General features: G+C 48.4%; 11 protein-coding genes. 8 read left to right on the forward strand and 3 right to left on the reverse strand.

Annotated features, from left to right (window positions below):
- From dnaA to MKS89_RS00040, 8 genes are all read left to right on the forward strand, one after another.
- Positions 1 to 1,404, forward strand: a complete 1,404-nt coding sequence (gene dnaA, locus MKS89_RS00005) for a chromosomal replication initiator protein DnaA (protein WP_182287973.1) — start codon at positions 1 to 3, stop codon at positions 1,402 to 1,404.
- A 96-nt stretch (positions 1,405 to 1,500) separates the two neighbouring features.
- Positions 1,501 to 2,601, forward strand: coding sequence for a DNA polymerase III subunit beta (dnaN, locus tag MKS89_RS00010; protein ID WP_072963067.1), 1,101 nt, complete (start codon positions 1,501 to 1,503; stop codon positions 2,599 to 2,601).
- 42 nt (positions 2,602 to 2,643) lie between these two features.
- Positions 2,644 to 3,723 (forward strand): DNA replication/repair protein RecF, encoded by a 1,080-nt coding sequence (recF, locus tag MKS89_RS00015; RefSeq protein ID WP_072963064.1) that lies wholly within the window; start codon positions 2,644 to 2,646, stop codon positions 3,721 to 3,723.
- A gap of 19 nt (positions 3,724 to 3,742) precedes the next feature.
- Entirely contained in the window at positions 3,743 to 6,157 is a 2,415-nt protein-coding gene (gene gyrB / locus MKS89_RS00020) for a DNA topoisomerase (ATP-hydrolyzing) subunit B (protein ID WP_072963061.1), read from the forward strand.
- A gap of 338 nt (positions 6,158 to 6,495) precedes the next feature.
- On the forward strand, positions 6,496 to 6,939 hold the full coding sequence (locus MKS89_RS00025; RefSeq protein ID WP_072963056.1) for an Hsp20 family protein: 444 nt from the start codon (positions 6,496 to 6,498) through the stop codon (positions 6,937 to 6,939).
- A gap of 421 nt (positions 6,940 to 7,360) precedes the next feature.
- A complete protein-coding gene (gene msrP, locus MKS89_RS00030; protein ID WP_072963053.1) occupies positions 7,361 to 8,362 on the forward strand; it encodes a protein-methionine-sulfoxide reductase catalytic subunit MsrP in 1,002 nt (333 codons plus the stop codon).
- Between the two features lie 60 nt (positions 8,363 to 8,422).
- Positions 8,423 to 9,046 carry a protein-methionine-sulfoxide reductase heme-binding subunit MsrQ gene (gene msrQ, locus MKS89_RS00035; protein ID WP_072963050.1) on the forward strand — a complete coding sequence of 208 codons (624 nt, stop codon included), beginning with the start codon at positions 8,423 to 8,425 and terminating at the stop codon, positions 9,044 to 9,046.
- 130 nt (positions 9,047 to 9,176) lie between these two features.
- Positions 9,177 to 9,683, forward strand: coding sequence for a GNAT family N-acetyltransferase (locus MKS89_RS00040; RefSeq protein ID WP_072963048.1), 507 nt, complete (start codon positions 9,177 to 9,179; stop codon positions 9,681 to 9,683).
- A 111-nt stretch (positions 9,684 to 9,794) separates the two neighbouring features.
- Here MKS89_RS00040 and MKS89_RS00045 read toward each other — a convergent pair whose 3' ends face one another.
- From MKS89_RS00045 to uca, 3 genes are all read right to left on the reverse strand, one after another.
- Entirely contained in the window at positions 9,795 to 11,048 is a 1,254-nt protein-coding gene (locus MKS89_RS00045; RefSeq protein WP_072963045.1) for a valine--pyruvate transaminase, read from the reverse strand.
- 257 nt (positions 11,049 to 11,305) lie between these two features.
- Positions 11,306 to 13,087: an allophanate hydrolase gene (atzF, locus tag MKS89_RS00050; RefSeq protein ID WP_072963042.1), complete on the reverse strand. Its 1,782-nt coding sequence runs from the start codon at positions 13,085 to 13,087 to the stop codon at positions 11,306 to 11,308.
- A complete protein-coding gene (gene uca, locus MKS89_RS00055; RefSeq protein WP_072963040.1) occupies positions 13,087 to 16,728 on the reverse strand; it encodes an urea carboxylase in 3,642 nt (1,213 codons plus the stop codon). Before uca ends, atzF begins: the two co-directional genes overlap by 1 nt.
- Between the last annotated feature and the right edge of the window lie 10 nt (positions 16,729 to 16,738).

Consider the following 16,738-nt stretch of genomic DNA (forward strand, 5'->3'; position numbering starts at 1 on the left):
GTGTCATCTTCTCTTTGGTTGCAATGTTTGCAACAGCTTCAGGAAGAGCTTCCTGCGACAGAATTCAGTATGTGGGTTCGACCGCTGCAAGCCGAGCTCAATGACAATACTCTCACTTTATTCGCCCCCAACCGTTTTGTGCTTGATTGGGTTCGAGATAAGTATCTCAATAGCATCAATCGCCTTCTCAACGAGTATTGTGGGAGTGATATTCCAAGTTTACGCTTTGAAATTGGTAACCGTCCGGTCGCCGAGCAGAAACGTGCGCCGGTACGTACACCGGCAGATGTTGCTGCCGAGTCGTCAGCGCCTGCCCGACTACAAGCTAGAAAACCCATCCATAAAACTTGGGACGATGAGTCGGCACCGATCGAGATTAACTATCGGTCGAATATGAACCCGAAGCATAAGTTCAATAACTTTGTCGAAGGTAAATCGAACCAGCTTGGTCTCGCAGCGGCAAAACAAGTTTCCGATAATCCGGGAGCAGCCTATAACCCTCTCTTTTTATACGGTGGTACCGGTTTAGGTAAAACGCACCTGCTACATGCAGTTGGCAATGCGATCGTTGATCATAACCCACAAGCAAAAGTGGTTTATATGCATTCTGAGCGGTTTGTGCAGGATATGGTAAAAGCACTGCAAAATAATGCGATAGAAGAATTCAAGCGCTACTATCGTAGTGTCGATGCGCTTTTGATCGATGATATTCAGTTTTTTGCCAACAAAGAGCGTTCTCAAGAGGAATTTTTCCACACCTTCAATGCATTGCTTGAAGGGAATCAACAAATCATTCTGACATCCGATCGTTATCCGAAAGAGATTCACGGTGTAGAAGATCGTCTTAAATCCCGGTTTGGTTGGGGGTTGACGGTCGCGATTGAACCCCCTGAATTGGAAACGCGTGTTGCCATTTTGATGAAGAAAGCGGAAGACCACCAGATTCATCTGGCTGATGAAGTGGCTTTCTTTATTGCCAAACGACTGCGCTCGAATGTTCGTGAGCTTGAAGGCGCACTCAATCGTGTCATTGCCAATGCTAACTTTACCGGTCGGCCGATTACGATTGACTTTGTTCGTGAAGCGTTGCGTGATTTATTGGCTTTACAGGAAAAATTGGTCACGATTGATAATATCCAGAAAACTGTGGCTGAGTATTATAAAATCAAAGTTGCAGATTTACTGTCGAAGCGTCGTTCACGTTCGGTTGCCCGGCCTCGTCAATTAGCGATGGCATTGGCAAAGGAGCTGACCAACCATAGCTTGCCAGAAATCGGTGATGCGTTTGGCGGACGCGATCATACGACGGTTCTTCATGCTTGTCGTAAGATCGAGCAGTTAAGAGAAGAAAGTCATGATATCAAGGAAGATTATTCCAATCTGATTCGGACCCTTTCTTCCTGATGTCTGGACAAAATCAATAGTCATACAGAACAAATAGCACGGTGTCGTCGATCTCTGACCTGATTCGGTGGAGTGACATATAATAAAGAGCGAACTATGAAATTTACCATTGAACGTAGCCATTTGATTAAACCGCTTCAGCAAGTATCCGGAACGGTTGGTGGACGGACAACATTGCCGATTCTCAGTAATCTGTTGTTGGCGGTTGAAGGTGATACCCTCATGCTGACAGCCACCGATCTGGAAGTTGAATTGGTTGGTAAAATTGCTCTGGAAGGTGATGTGGAACCCGGCCGCGTGACCGTGCCAGCCCGCAAATTACTCGATATTTGTCGCGGACTTCCCGATGATGCGATGATTTCTGTTTTATTAGATGGTGATCGATTACAGATTCGTTCCGGTCGCAGCCGTTTTTCTTTGGCAACGCTACCGGCAAAAGATTTCCCGAATATTGAAGACTGGCAGAGTGAATTATCTCTCACTTTGTCACAGTCTGACTTACGTGGACTGATCGAAAAAACGCAATTTTCGATGGCTAACCAAGATGTTCGCTACTATCTCAACGGAATGTTGTTTGATATCGAAGAGACGACATTGCGTTCTGTGGCAACCGATGGTCACCGGATGGCTGTTGCTCAAGTATCATTACCGGAGCCATTGGCTGCACAACAAATTATTGTACCGCGCAAAGGTGTTCTGGAACTGGTGAAGTTGCTTGATATGCCTGAGCAGCCGGTTATTGTGCAAATTGGTAGTGCAAACATCCGCGTTGAAGTGAATCAATTTATTTTTACCTCAAAATTGATCGATGGTCGTTTTCCTGATTACCGCCGAGTGTTGCCGCAGAGTACCAATAAAGCTCTGGTCGCATCTTGTGATATCTTACGTCATGCATTTTCTCGCGCTGCGATTCTGTCGAATGAAAAATTCCGCGGCGTTCGCCTGAATATTGATGGTAGTGATATGCGGATTACAGCGAATAATCCGGAGCAGGAAGAAGCGGAAGAATTATTGGATGTTAATTTTGAAGGTGAGCCGATAGAGATTGGCTTTAACGTAAGTTACGTACTGGATGTCCTCAATACATTGAAGTGCGATAATGTCCGAATGTCGATGTCAGATTCGAATGCCAGTGCTTTGATCGAAAATGTCGAAGACGATAGTGCGATGTATGTCGTCATGCCGATCCGGTTATAAGTCTGAGCAGTCAATGAATGCATTCGAACGATAGATTGAAGTATGCCACTTTCGCGCTTAATGATTCAGCAATTTAGGAATATCAAAGCCTGTGATATCTCATTATCATCAGGCTTTAACTTTCTTATCGGGGCGAATGGCAGCGGAAAAACCAGCGTACTTGAAGCGATTTATATGCTGGGCCACGGACGTTCGTTTAAAAGTAGTTTAACAGGCAGAGTGATCCAAAATGAGTGTCAGGAGCTATTTGTTCATGGCCGTTTTTTGAACCCCGACCAAATAGAGATACCAGTTGGCATTAATAAGCAGCGCGATGGCACGGTTGAGGTTAAAATAGGGGGTCAGGCCGGACAAAAATTGGCTCAGCTGGCGCAGGTTTTACCCCTGCAATTGATTCATCCTGAAGGCTTTGAATTGCTGACGGATGGTCCGAAACAGCGACGGGCATTTCTTGACTGGGGAATCTTTCATTCCGTCGTGGCTTTTTTTGAGGCTTGGGGACGTTTTCGTCGTCTGAATAAGCAACGTAATGCGTTACTGAAGACCGCGACGGATTATCGAGAACTCAAATATTGGGATGCGGAATTGTCGCATCTGGCCGAACAGATTGATGCATGGCGTGCCGATTATGTGGCGCAGATCAAGCCAGTAGCACAAGCGTTGTGTCAGTCATTTTTACCGGAATTTGAAATCCAGTTACAATACTATCGTGGCTGGGAAAAAGAGACGTTATATCAAACGCTTCTCGAAAGAAATTTTGAACGCGATAAAATGTTGGGTTACACATTCAGTGGGCCGAATAAAGCGGATTTAAGAATAAAAGTGAACGGTACACCGGTTGAGGATGTTTTGTCGCGCGGTCAGCTTAAGTTGATGGTTTGTGCCCTACGGGTCGCACAAGGACAACACTTAACATCCTTAACGGGTAAACAATGTATTTATCTCATTGATGATTTTGCTTCCGAGCTGGACAGCGAGCGCCGTAAAAGGTTAGCAGACTGTTTAAAAGCGACCGGAGCGCAAGTTTTTGTAAGCTCTATTACCCGAGAACAGGTGGATGACATGTGTATGTCAGACAGCAAATTGTTCCATGTGGAACAAGGCCGGATAGAGCAAGGATAAAAAATAAAGAGAGTAACTCATGTCGAATAATTACGATTCATCGAGTATTAAAGTACTGAAAGGTCTGGACGCAGTCAGAAAGCGTCCGGGGATGTACATCGGCGACACGGATGATGGTACGGGTCTGCACCACATGGTCTTTGAGGTGGTAGATAACTCAATTGATGAAGCGTTAGCGGGTTACTGTAAAGATATCATCGTGACGATTCACGAAGATAACTCCGTCTCAGTCAGTGATGACGGTCGTGGTATTCCGACTGAGCTTCACGAGGAAGAAAATGTGTCTGCGGCAGAAGTTATCATGACAGTGCTGCACGCAGGCGGGAAATTTGACGATAACTCGTACAAAGTTTCCGGTGGTTTGCATGGTGTGGGTATCTCGGTCGTGAACGCTTTGTCTGAAAAGGTTGCCCTGACAATTTATCGTAGTGGCCACATTTATACTCAGACTTATCATCACGGTGTGCCACAGTCACCATTGGCTTCCGTAGGAGATACCGAAAAGTCCGGAACCCTGGTCCGGTTCTGGCCGAGTAGTGAAACCTTTACCAATATTGAATTCCATTATGAAATTCTTGCCAAACGCCTGCGTGAGTTGTCTTTCCTTAACTCCGGTGTTTCAATCAAACTCATTGATGAACGTGATAGCAAACAGGATCACTTCAGGTATGAAGGCGGTATTCAGGAATTCGTATCGCACCTGAACCGCAATAAAACACCGATCCATGACCGTGTCTTCCACTTTAATCAGGAGCGGGAAGATGGCATTACGGTTGAAGTCGCAATGCAGTGGAATGACAGTTTTCAGGAAAGTATTTTCTGCTTTACCAATAACATTCCTCAGCGTGATGGCGGGACGCACATGGCTGGTTTCCGGGCGGCATTGACTCGGACGCTGAACACGTTCATGGACAAAGAAGGCTTCAGCAAAAAAGAGAAAACATCGACATCCGGTGATGATGCCCGTGAAGGGTTGACGGCTGTTATCTCAGTGAAAGTGCCGGATCCTAAATTCTCCAGCCAAACTAAAGACAAACTGGTTTCTTCAGAAGTGAAATCTGCGGTTGAAACCGCGATGGGTGAAAAATTATCAGAGTTTCTGATTGAGAACCCGAATGAAGCCAAAATTGTTTGTTCGAAAATTATTGATGCAGCGCGTGCTCGTGAAGCGGCTCGTAAAGCGCGCGAGATGACACGTCGTAAAGGCGCGTTGGATCTCGCGGGTCTGCCGGGCAAACTGGCCGACTGTCAGGAAAAAGACCCAGCCCTTTCTGAACTATATATTGTGGAGGGTGACTCGGCTGGTGGCTCTGCCAAACAAGGCCGAAACCGGAAAAATCAGGCTATTTTGCCGCTGAAAGGTAAGATCCTTAACGTTGAAAAAGCCCGCTTTGACAAAATGCTATCGTCTCAGGAAGTAGCAACATTGATTACCGCGTTAGGTTGCGGCATTGGCCGTGACGAATATAACCCGGACAAACTGCGTTATCACAATATCATCATCATGACCGATGCCGATGTCGATGGTTCGCACATTCGTACGTTGCTGTTGACCTTTTTCTATCGTCAAATGCCTGAGTTGATTGAACGGGGTTATATCTATATTGCGCAACCACCTTTGTATAAAGTCAAAAAAGGTAAGCAAGAGCAGTATATTAAAGATGAAGATTCAATGACCCAGTATCAGATTTCTCTGGCGTTAGATGGCGCTTCATTCCACGTGAACTCTGATGCACCACCGCTGTCTGGCGAGCCTCTGGAAGGGTTGGTTCAGCGTTATAATTCAGCGATGAAACTCATTGAACGGATGAGCCGTCGTTATCCATATGCTTTGGTCTGTGAGTTTATTTATATGTCTCGTCTGACTGAAGCCGATTGTGCCGATCACGACAAAGTTGAAGCTTGGACCAAACTATTAGTTGAACAGCTCAATGCTAAAGAAGTCGGTGCAAGTCAGTACAGTTATAAGATTGAACAAAATCAAGAGACGGGACTTGTTTCTCCGAAAATTACGGTTCGTACTCATGGCGTGACTTACGAATATATGCTGAGTGTCGATCTGCTGAATTCGAAAGAGTACGGCTCATTGGCTACCTTATCTGAAGAGCTGAATGGGCTGATTGAAGAAGGCGCTTATATTAAGCGGGGCGAACGGACACAGTTGGTGAATAGCTTTGCTGAAGCGATTCAATGGCTGATGAAAGAATCTCGTCGTGGCTTGGCTGTACAACGATACAAAGGTCTGGGAGAAATGAACCCTGATCAGTTGTGGGAAACCACCATGGATCCGGAAACGCGTCGTATGATGCAGGTGACGATTGATGATGCGGTCGGTGCCGACGAGTTGTTTACCACGCTGATGGGTGACCAAGTTGAACCACGTCGTGCCTTCATTGAAGACAATGCGCTGAAAGTGGCGAATTTGGACGTTTAGTCGGCATTTCTGATGAGATTTTGTTTCTCATACCATGTTCTTATGAAAAACAGCCACCATTCGGTGGCTGTTTTTTTGTCTGTGCTCGATACGCATTGAGATGAAAAACAGCGGCAAAAAATTTTAAAAAAATTAATTTGCTCCCCTTGAACCGAATTTGAATGACCATATATCTATGAATGAAGAGGATGCCAATCGGGCCTCTGAACCGGAAAACCGCCTTGCTCTGACGAGAAGGTGAGTTAACCAAAGTACAACCGTTCGCTCTCTGGGTCGTCTGAACAGAAAGTCGAACATTCAAATTCATGAAACTATTGCTTCATAGAGAGGATAGAAATATGAGAACTGTCGATTTCACACCTTTATACCGTAATGCCATTGGCTTTGACCGTCTGTTTAACTTAATGGAAACCGCCAACGCAAAAAATGGCTCTTCAGGTTATCCCCCATACAATATCGAGCAAAAAGGCGAAAATCAGTATCGGATTACGATGGCTGTCGCTGGATTTGCTGAGCAGGATCTTGAGATCACCCAACAGGAAAATACCCTGATTGTACAAGGTGAACGTAAACCTGAAGATGAGAGAACATACATTTATCAAGGTATTGCAGAGCGCAACTTCGAACGTAAGTTCCAGTTGGCAGATTATGTCAAAGTGGTGGGTGCAACCATGGAAAATGGCCTGCTGCATGTTGATCTGGAACGTGAAATTCCAGAAGCGATGCAACCACGCAAAATTGCGATTAACGGTAAAAACCTAATCGAAAGCAAAGAGTCATGATTGGCTGACAAATCGGTTAGGAAAGTTGTGAAGGAGCGCCTTATGGCGCTCTTTTTGATCGCCCTTGATGTGACGGCTACCGGATTGAGATCTTGAATGACCGATTGATGGTTCACACATCGCGAAAAAAGATTCGACCAGATGTAATAAATTGCCGTTTTATCCGTCTAATCTCCATAAGACCGTCGAGCACTCGTGAATTTATCACTTTCGTCTTGGCTAAAAGAACCATTGCACGATACTCTTTTTGTTAGGATAAAGTTTTGTTAGGGGAAAGTTTCGTTAGGGGAAAGTTTCGTTAGGGAACGTTTAGTTAGAGAACGTTTGGTTAAGAGACGTTTGGTTAGGGAAGTTTAGTAAAGAGAAAGTTGATAAAGGCGAAATCATCACCAACGCTCATCAAAGCATGGAAGGACAGATTATGTTGATCAGGAAAAAACCACAGCTGACGGAAGCTGATGTGACACCGGAAGCTATTTATCGTTCTCGCCGGAAATTCATGCAAGGCTCGCTTGCGCTCGGAGCCAGCGTTTTACTCCCATCACTGAATGTGCTGGCCAAACCCGGTCAGGAAGCCGGAGAGTTTCAACCGAACACACCGCAATGGCTCAAACAGCAGTTGAGAGATGCGCGCGCCAATCAGCAAATCATCAATGAACCGTTAACGCCCTATAAGAATGTCACGCAGTACAATAACTTTTATGAGTTTGGCTATGGCAAGAATGATCCCGCTGATGAGAGCGGGGATTTTCAGCCGTTCCCGTGGCAAGTCCAAATTGGCGGCGAAGTCGCTAAAGCCGGCACCTATCATTTAGAAGATTTACTCAAAGGTATCACGCTGGAAGAACGGATTTATCGGCTACGCTGTGTTGAAGCCTGGTCGATGGTGATTCCTTGGATTGGATTCCCTTTATCAACGTTACTCAAACGATTTGAACCAACCGGTAAAGCGAAATATGTCGCTTTTACAACACTCGAACGCCCGGAACAAATGCCGGGACAGAACAGTGTATTTAGCTCTATTGACTGGCCGTATGTCGAAGGGTTGCGGATCGATGAAGCGATGCACCCCCTGACCATGCTTGCAGTTGGGTTGTATGGTAAAACCCTGCCGAATCAGAGTGGCGCGCCATTTCGCTTGGTTGTGCCATGGAAATATGGTTTCAAAAGTATCAAATCGATTGTCAAAATTGAACTGACGGAAAAGCAGCCACCGACGACATGGAGCCAGTTAGCCCCTCATGAATACGGGTTTTATGCCAATGTGAATCCTCAGGTCGATCACCCGCGCTGGAGTCAGAAAGAAGAGCGGCGTTTGCCTTCGGGATTATTGAGCCCGAATATTATTCCGACACGACTATTTAATGGCTATGACGAAGTTGCGTCTTTGTATCAGGGGATGGATTTAACCCGTAACTACTGATTAAGTTCGTGAACGCCGAGATCGGTTTTGATCGTCGGAGACGCAAGTGAGGAGAAATAAATGCCGGTTACTTTACGTCGTATCTTGATTTTTATACTCGGCTGTACACCGTTGTCACTTTTGATTTGGGGTGTGTTTACTCAGAATTTAGGGGGCGACCCGGCGAAAACTATCGTGCTGGAAACCGGGCTTTGGACCTTACGTTTTCTGCTGATCACATTAACGGTTTCTCCATTTGCCCGGTATCTGAAATGGCGTTGGTTAATGCCTCATCGACGGATGTTGGGGCTGTTTGCACTGTTTTATGGATTGCTGCATTTGTTGGCTTATTACCAGTTTATTCTGGGCGGAAATCTGGCCTTCTTTGGCTCGGAACTGGTGAAGCGGCCTTATATTCTGGTTGGTGCGCCGGCATTACTGATTTTGATAGCCTTGGGCATCACGTCAACCAAAGGCTGGATGAAACGGCTTGGGAGACGTTGGCAAACCTTGCACCGTCTGGTTTATGTTGCGTTAATTCTGGGCTGGGTTCACCTGTTCTGGCAAGTCCGCTCCAGTTATTACGAGGCTGCGTTTTATGGCGTGATTGGCTTGGTGTTACTGAGTTTCCGCTTTCCACTGCTATGGCGTTTTTGTCAGTCTCGTTTACGTCGTCGGGGCAGAGCGCCCGTCAAGCCTCATTAAGCGTCGGTCCTGAATGAATGCCCGATTGATTCTCGGCAGATACCGCTCTCTTTTTTGATGAGGACAAACGCTTTCTGATTGTTTTGATACAATCAACCGGTCACAAAGCAGTTTGATCAACGGAGTTGAAATGAAACAACAGGAAGTCACCACATACTATCTTGAAATGCGTACGCTGACGGCATTGAATGAAAAACCCAAACCGGAAGGGTTTGAGGTGATTGAAGCGCAAGTGAAGAACTATCGTTTTAACCGTTATCTTTATCAGTTAGTCGGTGAACCATGGCTATGGTGGGATAAGCTCGCGTTTTCTGATCAGGAATGGCAAACCTATGCGGAATCGCCACACCTGAGAACTTGGTTTGCTTTAAGTCAGGGAAGTATTGCCGGTTATTACGAACTCGAGCAGCAAGCTGACGGGAATATTGAAATAGCTTACTTTGGACTCGCGCCTGATTTTATGGGGCATGGATTTGGCGGTTACTTACTGACTCATGCTCTTCAGTCTGCGTGGCACTGGGATAACCCGCAGCGGGTCTGGGTTCATACCTGCACGCTTGACCACGAACATGCGCTGGCAAACTATCAGGCGCGGGGGATGTCAGTTTATAAAACAGAAACTGAATCAACATCTTAGCAATTTCAACCTTAACCTTAGATATCGCCATGATTGTCAATTCGGACCAAATGGTTTGACCATGATCGTCTCTATAAATCTGACGATATCTCTCGGTTCAATCCTGATTGGTTAAACCCCTGTCTGATATGCCTTAGCGACTTCTTCTGCAATGATGGCAATGCCTTTCTGCATCTGCTGGTCATCTTGCACATAATTCATTCGTAAGCACTGGTGATCATGCTGCCACTCTTCTTGTTGGCCGATAAAGAAATATTCACCGGGGATAATCAACACACCACGATCTTTCAGGCGTTGATAGAGTTCCATCGTAGTGATCGGGAGTTCATCGAACCATAACCAGAGGAAAATCGCCCCTTCCGGTTTGTGGATCCGAAAACGTGGATCAGGAATCGCCTGTTGGAGTAGCTTAATCGCGTATTGGGATTTTTGCCGATAGAACGGCTGGATCACATCCGCGCTGAGACGCAGTAGGTCGCCTTGTTCAATCATATGATTGGCGATTGCCGGGCCGATACTGCTGGGAGAAAGATTAATAATGCCGCTGAGATTGCTCATTGCTTGAGTGATTTCTTCATTGGCAATCACAATGCCGCAGCGGACGCCCGGTAAACCGAGTTTCGACAAACTCATGCACAGAATGGTGTTTTCATTCCAGAACGGGGTGACATCTTCAAAAATAATATTTGGAAATGGCAGCCCATAAGCATTATCGATGATCAGTGGAATATGATGCTGACGTGCTAATCGGTCCAGCCTGAGGACTTCTTCATCCGTTAGCACATTGCCGGTTGGGTTGGTTGGACGGGATGCGCAGATTGCGGCTATCGAATCGTCCACTTGCAGATGTTCGAAATCGACATGATATTTAAACAGGCCATGCTCAAGCATTTCGATTTCTGGTCGGTACGAGATAAACATATCTTCATGGATACCCGCATCCCCGTAACCAATATATTCCGGAGCCAACGGCAGCAGAATTTTCTTATGTGAACCGTCCGTTTGTTTCCCGGCCAGTAGGTTGAACAGATGAAAAAAGCTGCTTTGACTGCCATTGGTCAGACTAATATTTTTTTCCGTAATTGCCCAACCGAGGTTTTCTCTGAGCAGCGCCGCCAGTGAACGCAGAAAGGTATTTTTCCCCTGTGGGCCATCGTAGTTTGCCATGGCGGCAACCAGTTCACCGCTATCGAGTAGCGACTGACTCGCCTGATGAAAATAATCGAGCATGGTCGGAATGGCGGCTGGGTTTCCGCCGCCGAGCATAATGGCACCGGGTGTGCGGAGGCCAGTATTCAAATCATCCATGAGCCGAGTGATACCTGAGTATCGGTTAAATTTTTCACCAAACGAAGAGAACTGCATGACTGAGTTACCTGATATTTTTATAGGAAAGAATCGCTTTTCGTTGCCGGAAATGATGCCGGTGCATCAGTATGGTGCTTGCATTGCGATGGTGATTACATTGCGGCTCTTGATTTCGTGATTACCTTCGATTCCGCCAGTACATCATACTAAGTTTAACCGTAATGGTTTTTAATTGAAAAGCAACTCTTACCTGTTTATTTCTCTCCTTCACCGACTCGGGGCTTTATGGGTTGGTCGAGCAACCGGATTGAGGATTACGCTTCATGTGAGCGTGAATCAAGATAATGCCGCCAGCCACCCAAGTGACTAATATCTGTTGCATGACTGAGACCGATTGGTTCGCAGATGAATCCTTTGACCCAGACGCCGTCAGCCAGCTCGACGGTTCCTAAACCGAGCGGATGTGGAATCTGGTCGAGCAGGGTACCGATCGCCTCAACCGGGACAGACCAGACTTCAACGTCAATCATGGTGCCTTCGGTTTCATTGCGGATGAGGCCGGGACGCTGCGGCGGAGAGCCAGCCAGAGCATACAAGCGGTAGTTTGCTGCTGTTTGAGTGCGTTGTTTGAGGGTGGCACCGACGCTGGTGAGCTGGTGGTTGAGCGGCAACCCTTGCATATGTGCACCACAGACCAATAGATCAAGGTGTGAACGCTGAGGCGGATACAGGCCATTGGCGCCGACGGGTAAACGAATGCGTTGTTGCCATTCGCAAGCCAGATCCATCAGGCTTCTGTCAGAGAATGCGGGGCCGAATAGCGTAAAGCCGAACGGCATAGCTGCGTCGGTAAATCCGCCCGGGATTGCGATGGCGCAGTAATCGAGCAGATTCATGAAGTTGGTGTAGTAACCGAGATTGCTGTTGAGAGTCACCGGATCCTGATTGACGGCTTCAATCGTATAGGTCGTCCCTGCGGTTGGTGTGAGCACTACATCCACATTGTCCAGCAGGGCATCACAGGTCACTTGGTAATCCTGCAATTGATAGAAGCCTTGGAAGGTTTCAACGGCTGACAACTGTTCTGCCTGACCGATGATGGTCTGAATCACCGGCAGACAGCGTGAGGCATCCTGTTCGAAAAATGGCTGAATGGCAGCATAACGCTCAGCAACCCATGGCCCCTGATACAGTAGTCTGGCCGCAGCGAGAAACGGAGACAAATCAAACGGGACCAGTTCTGCACCAAGGGCTGTCAGTTTTTCGATGACTTGTTCGAAGCCGATCTGATACGCCTGATTGCCGAAAAAATTCAGTTGTTCCGCTTGCGGTACGCCGATGCGTAACCCCTGAAACGTCGTTTTCGGAGCCGTATGGAGAGGATGAACATCCGGGCGGGCGTAGCTGTCCTGACGATCATAGCTCGCTGCGACCTGATACAGCAAAGCCAGATCTTCACCGTGATTGGTAAAGAAAGTGACGCAGTCAAGGCTGCGACAGGCTGGCACCACACCACGACAACTGAGCAGCCCTTTGGTGGGTTTGAGCCCGTAAATATGATTGAAAGCAGCCGGCACCCGGCCGGAGCCTGCGGTATCGGTTCCCAGCGCAAACAGAACCTGACCGGTCGCCACCGCCACAGCACTGCCCGCGCTTGAGCCACCGGAAATATATTCGGGATTGAAGCTGTTGGTGGTTGCTCCCCACGGACTGCGGGTTCCGACCAGTCCGGTTGCAAACTGATCGAGATTGGTTTTCCCGAGCGGAATCGCGCCGGCAGCAATCAGGCGCTCGACCACAAAAGCGGAACTTTCCGGATGGTAGCGATACGCTTCACACCCGGCGGTGGTTGCCAGCCCGGCCAGATCGATATTGTCCTTGATCGCGAAAGGAACACCGTACAGCGGGAGTTCGTCGATATCATAGGCAGACAACGCATCAAGATATTGATCGAGCTGTGCCGCAGTGATTGTACTGATCCAGGCATGGTGTGAGTCATCCTGAGCCAGCTTCAGTTGTTGGTGTAAAAAGGGACGTACCGATAGTTCTTTGCAGCGGTACGCTTCCTGTAATTGTGTGATAGTGAGGATAGTCATCAGTTCGCTTCCTTACTGCTTGAAACAGAATGAGTCGTTAAACTGGCTGAATCAGCCGTACGAATGGTTAAAATAGGCTGGCCGGCCTGAATCGGTGAACCCGTCGTATGGCAAATGGTTTCAACCGTGCCGCTGATCGGTGAGGTCACTTCCAGCTCCATTTTCATCGCTTCGAGGACAGCAATGGTTTCGCCTGCTGTCACGGTTTGGCCGGGTTGAACCTGTATTTGCCAGATATTACCGGTGACATGACTTTCCACTGCTTCACAGCCTTCATCGAGTTCCCAGCGCTCTGGTGTGGCTTCCAACGTGACATCTTCAGCAATAAAATTCGCTTGACCGCTGTCCGCCCAGCGCTGTCTTTCGGCTTCGAAAGCCGCCTGCTGACGGGATTTGCACTGCGTAATCGCATCGGCATTGTTGTCGATCAGCGTTTGATACGTTGCCAATGAAAAGGTGGTTGTTTCTATTTTTAACGGATACTGCCCGCGCGGATGTTGGCGACGAATGGTTTGTAACTCATCGGCACTGACCGGATAGAAACGAATCTGATCAAAAAATTGCAACAGCCAAGGTTGTTGGAAATAAGGCGTGGTTCGATAGCGGTTCCACATTTGTAGGGTTCGTCCGACAAACTGGTAACCTCCCGGACCTTCCATCCCATACACACACAAATACGAGCCACCGATACCGACCGCGTTTTCCGGGGTCCAGGTACGGGCCGGATTGTATTTGGTGGTGACCAATCGATGGCGCGGATCCAGCGGTGTAGCAACCGGAGCACCGAGATAAACATCGCCTAGTCCCATAACCAGATAGCTGGCATCAAAGACGATCTGTTTGACGTCATCAACGGACTCAAGGCCGTTAATCCGGCGAATAAATTCAATATTATCCGGACACCACGGTGCATCCTTTCTGACGACTTCTTCGTACTTACGAATTGCCAGTCGAGTGGCTTCATCATCCCAAGACAGAGGCAGGTGAACAATTCGCGCCGGTACCGTTAACTGATCAATATCACCAAGTTGCTGCTCTAATTCGATCAGCGTGTCGAGCAACTGTTGGCGTGGCAGGTGCAGGTTGTCATAGTGAATCTGAAGGGAACGAATACCCGGTGTCAGCTCGTGAACGCCGGAGAGTTGACATTGTTCCAGTCTGAGCATGAGCGCATGGACGCGAAAACGCAGACGGATATCCAATACCTGAGGGCCATATTCCACCAGCAGAAAATCTTCACCACACTGGCGATAGACAACCTGCTGCTGATTGGCTGATGCCGGAATTTCGGCCACGATCGGGGTGTCTGGTTGTACCGGTGTGAATGAATAAGGTTCAACCTGACATTGGCTGATCTGAGCATGTTGCTGCTGCTCGGCATCTTCCGCTTCGGCCAGAGAAACCGGCACAAAGTGAACTTTATCTCCCGCTTTGAGCTGACCGATTTTCCACAAATCGGCTTTGATTACGGTGGCCGGGCAGACGAATCCACCCAGGCTGGGGCCGTCCGGCCCCAGAATGACCGGCATATCACCGGTAAAATCGATGGTGCCGATCGCATAAGCATTGTCGTGAATGTTTGACGGGTGCAATCCTGCTTCTCCGCCGTCCGGGCGCGCCCAGTCCGGTTTCGGACCGACTAAACGGACGCCGGTCCGGCTAGAGTTGAAATGTACCGTCCAACTGGCGGCAAAGAATGCCTGAATATCATCATTCGTGAAAAAGTCTGGCGCACCATGCGGACCATACATGACATGAATCTGCCAGCTATCGGACAGTTCCGGCAGTGCCGTGACTTTTTCCGCTGTTCGACCAGACGGTGATGGATCGAGTTGCAGCACATCACCGCTGCGTAGCGCGCGTCCGGTATGTCCACCGAACTGACCTAAGGTAAACGTTGATTTGCTGCCAAGATAATTCGGACACTGAAAACCACCGGCAACGGCCAGATAACTCCGGGCTCCGGGGCCGGTAATCTTACCGAGTCGTAAGGTTTGTCCTGCATTCACTTGAGTGACAACCCCCATTTGCAGCGGTTCATCATCCAGCGTGGCTTGAATCGTTGCACCGGTCAGGACAATCTGCTTGGCCATGTTGAATCGCAGGGTCGGACCGGTCACGATGATCTCCAACCCGGCACAATGGTCATCATTGTGCAGCAACTGATTTGCCAGCCGGAAGCTAAGAGAATCCATCGGCCCTGATGGCGGTACGCCGACATGCCAGTACCCCTGACGACCCGGATAGTCCTGAATCGTGGTTTGGGTACCGCCATTGAGAATATCGACAGTATGTGGTTGATAAACGAAGTCATCCAGACTGCGGGTCAGAATCTGACCGTTTTGGAACAGCGGCGTCTGAATCAGTTGTTGCAGATACGCCTGATTATGGGTCGGACCATACAGACTGAGCTGACCGAGGGCTTGTGTCATTCGGGCCAGCGCCTGAGCGCGATTTGCTCCGTGGACGATGATTTTTGCCAGCATCGGATCAAAGTATGGGGAGACCTCGACACCGGCTTCGATCCAGTGTTCGATACGGACGCCCGGCAGTTGCGGCCACTCGACATGGCTGATTAATCCGGCACTGGGTTGGAAGTTTTTATTCGGGTCTTCAGCATAAAGGCGCACTTGAATCGCATGGCCGTCGGGCTGTCGGTCGTGCTGCCATGCTGATAAGTCGAGGGTGCCTGCCCCTTGCAGCACCATCCATTCGACCAGATCGATGCCGAAGACTTCTTCTGTGACACCATGTTCGACTTGTAAACGCGTATTTACTTCCAGAAAATAGAACTGTTCACTTTGCTGATCAAGGACGAACTCAACGGTTCCGGCACTGCGGTAGTTGACAGCGGCTGCCAGCCGAATTGCTGTCTGGCGGAGCGCCTGACGTGTGCTCTCACTCAGATTGGGGGCCGGGGTTTCTTCGATGACTTTCTGGTTGCGGCGTTGTGCCGAGCAGTCCCGTTCACCGAGGGCGATGACCTGTCCTTGTCCGTCGCCGAAAATCTGAACTTCAATATGGCGAGCTTGTTCGATAAATTTTTCTAAAAAAATACCGCTGTGACTGAAATTGTTTTCGCTGAGTCGTCGTACCGAGTCCAGCGATTGGGCCAGCTCTGCGGCATGATTACAGCGCTGCATCCCGATACCGCCGCCTCCGGCGGTACTTTTGAGCATCACCGGATAGCCGATTTGCTCTGCCTGTGTTTGTGCGTCTTCGAGATGGCTGATGAGAACACTGCCCGGCAGTAGAGGCACCTCGGCCTGTGAAGCAATTGCCCGGGCGGAATGTTTCAGACCAAAGGTTGTCATCTGCTCCGGTGTCGGGCCGAGAAAAGTGATACCGGATTGTTCACATAAAGTGACAAATGCCGGGTTTTCACTCAGAAAACCGTAACCGGGATGAATCGCATCCGCTTTGCAGGATTTTGCCAGTGCGATGATTTTTTGTTGATCGAGATAAGTCGCGGCCGCGGCGCCGTCTCCGAGAGAGTAAGCTTCATCAGCCTGAAGGACATGCAGACTTTCCGCATCCGCTTCACTGTATACTGCGACACTGGTGATATTCATCTGCTTGAGTGTTCTGATTATCCGGCAGGCAATCGCACCGCGGTTAGCAATCAATACCTTATTCAACATAAGTGATTCC

This window comes from Vibrio gazogenes (genome assembly GCF_023920225.1).
Classification (GTDB): domain Bacteria; phylum Pseudomonadota; class Gammaproteobacteria; order Enterobacterales; family Vibrionaceae; genus Vibrio; species Vibrio gazogenes.

Bases quoted from the DNA above. Each gene is read 5' to 3' on its own strand.
- msrP (WP_072963053.1), top strand. From the start codon at position 7,361: ATGTTGATCAGGAAAAAACCACAGCTGACGGAAGCTGATGTGACACCG.
- MKS89_RS00025 (WP_072963056.1), top strand. From the start codon at position 6,496: ATGAGAACTGTCGATTTCACACCTTTATACCGTAATGCCATTGGCTTT.
- gyrB (WP_072963061.1), top strand. From the start codon at position 3,743: ATGTCGAATAATTACGATTCATCGAGTATTAAAGTACTGAAAGGTCTG.
- recF (WP_072963064.1), top strand. From the start codon at position 2,644: ATGCCACTTTCGCGCTTAATGATTCAGCAATTTAGGAATATCAAAGCC.
- uca (WP_072963040.1), bottom strand. From the start codon at position 16,728: ATGTTGAATAAGGTATTGATTGCTAACCGCGGTGCGATTGCCTGCCGG.
- MKS89_RS00040 (WP_072963048.1), top strand. From the start codon at position 9,177: ATGAAACAACAGGAAGTCACCACATACTATCTTGAAATGCGTACGCTG.
- atzF (WP_072963042.1), bottom strand. From the start codon at position 13,087: ATGACTATCCTCACTATCACACAATTACAGGAAGCGTACCGCTGCAAA.
- dnaN (WP_072963067.1), top strand. From the start codon at position 1,501: ATGAAATTTACCATTGAACGTAGCCATTTGATTAAACCGCTTCAGCAA.
- MKS89_RS00045 (WP_072963045.1), bottom strand. From the start codon at position 11,048: ATGCAGTTCTCTTCGTTTGGTGAAAAATTTAACCGATACTCAGGTATC.
- msrQ (WP_072963050.1), top strand. From the start codon at position 8,423: ATGCCGGTTACTTTACGTCGTATCTTGATTTTTATACTCGGCTGTACA.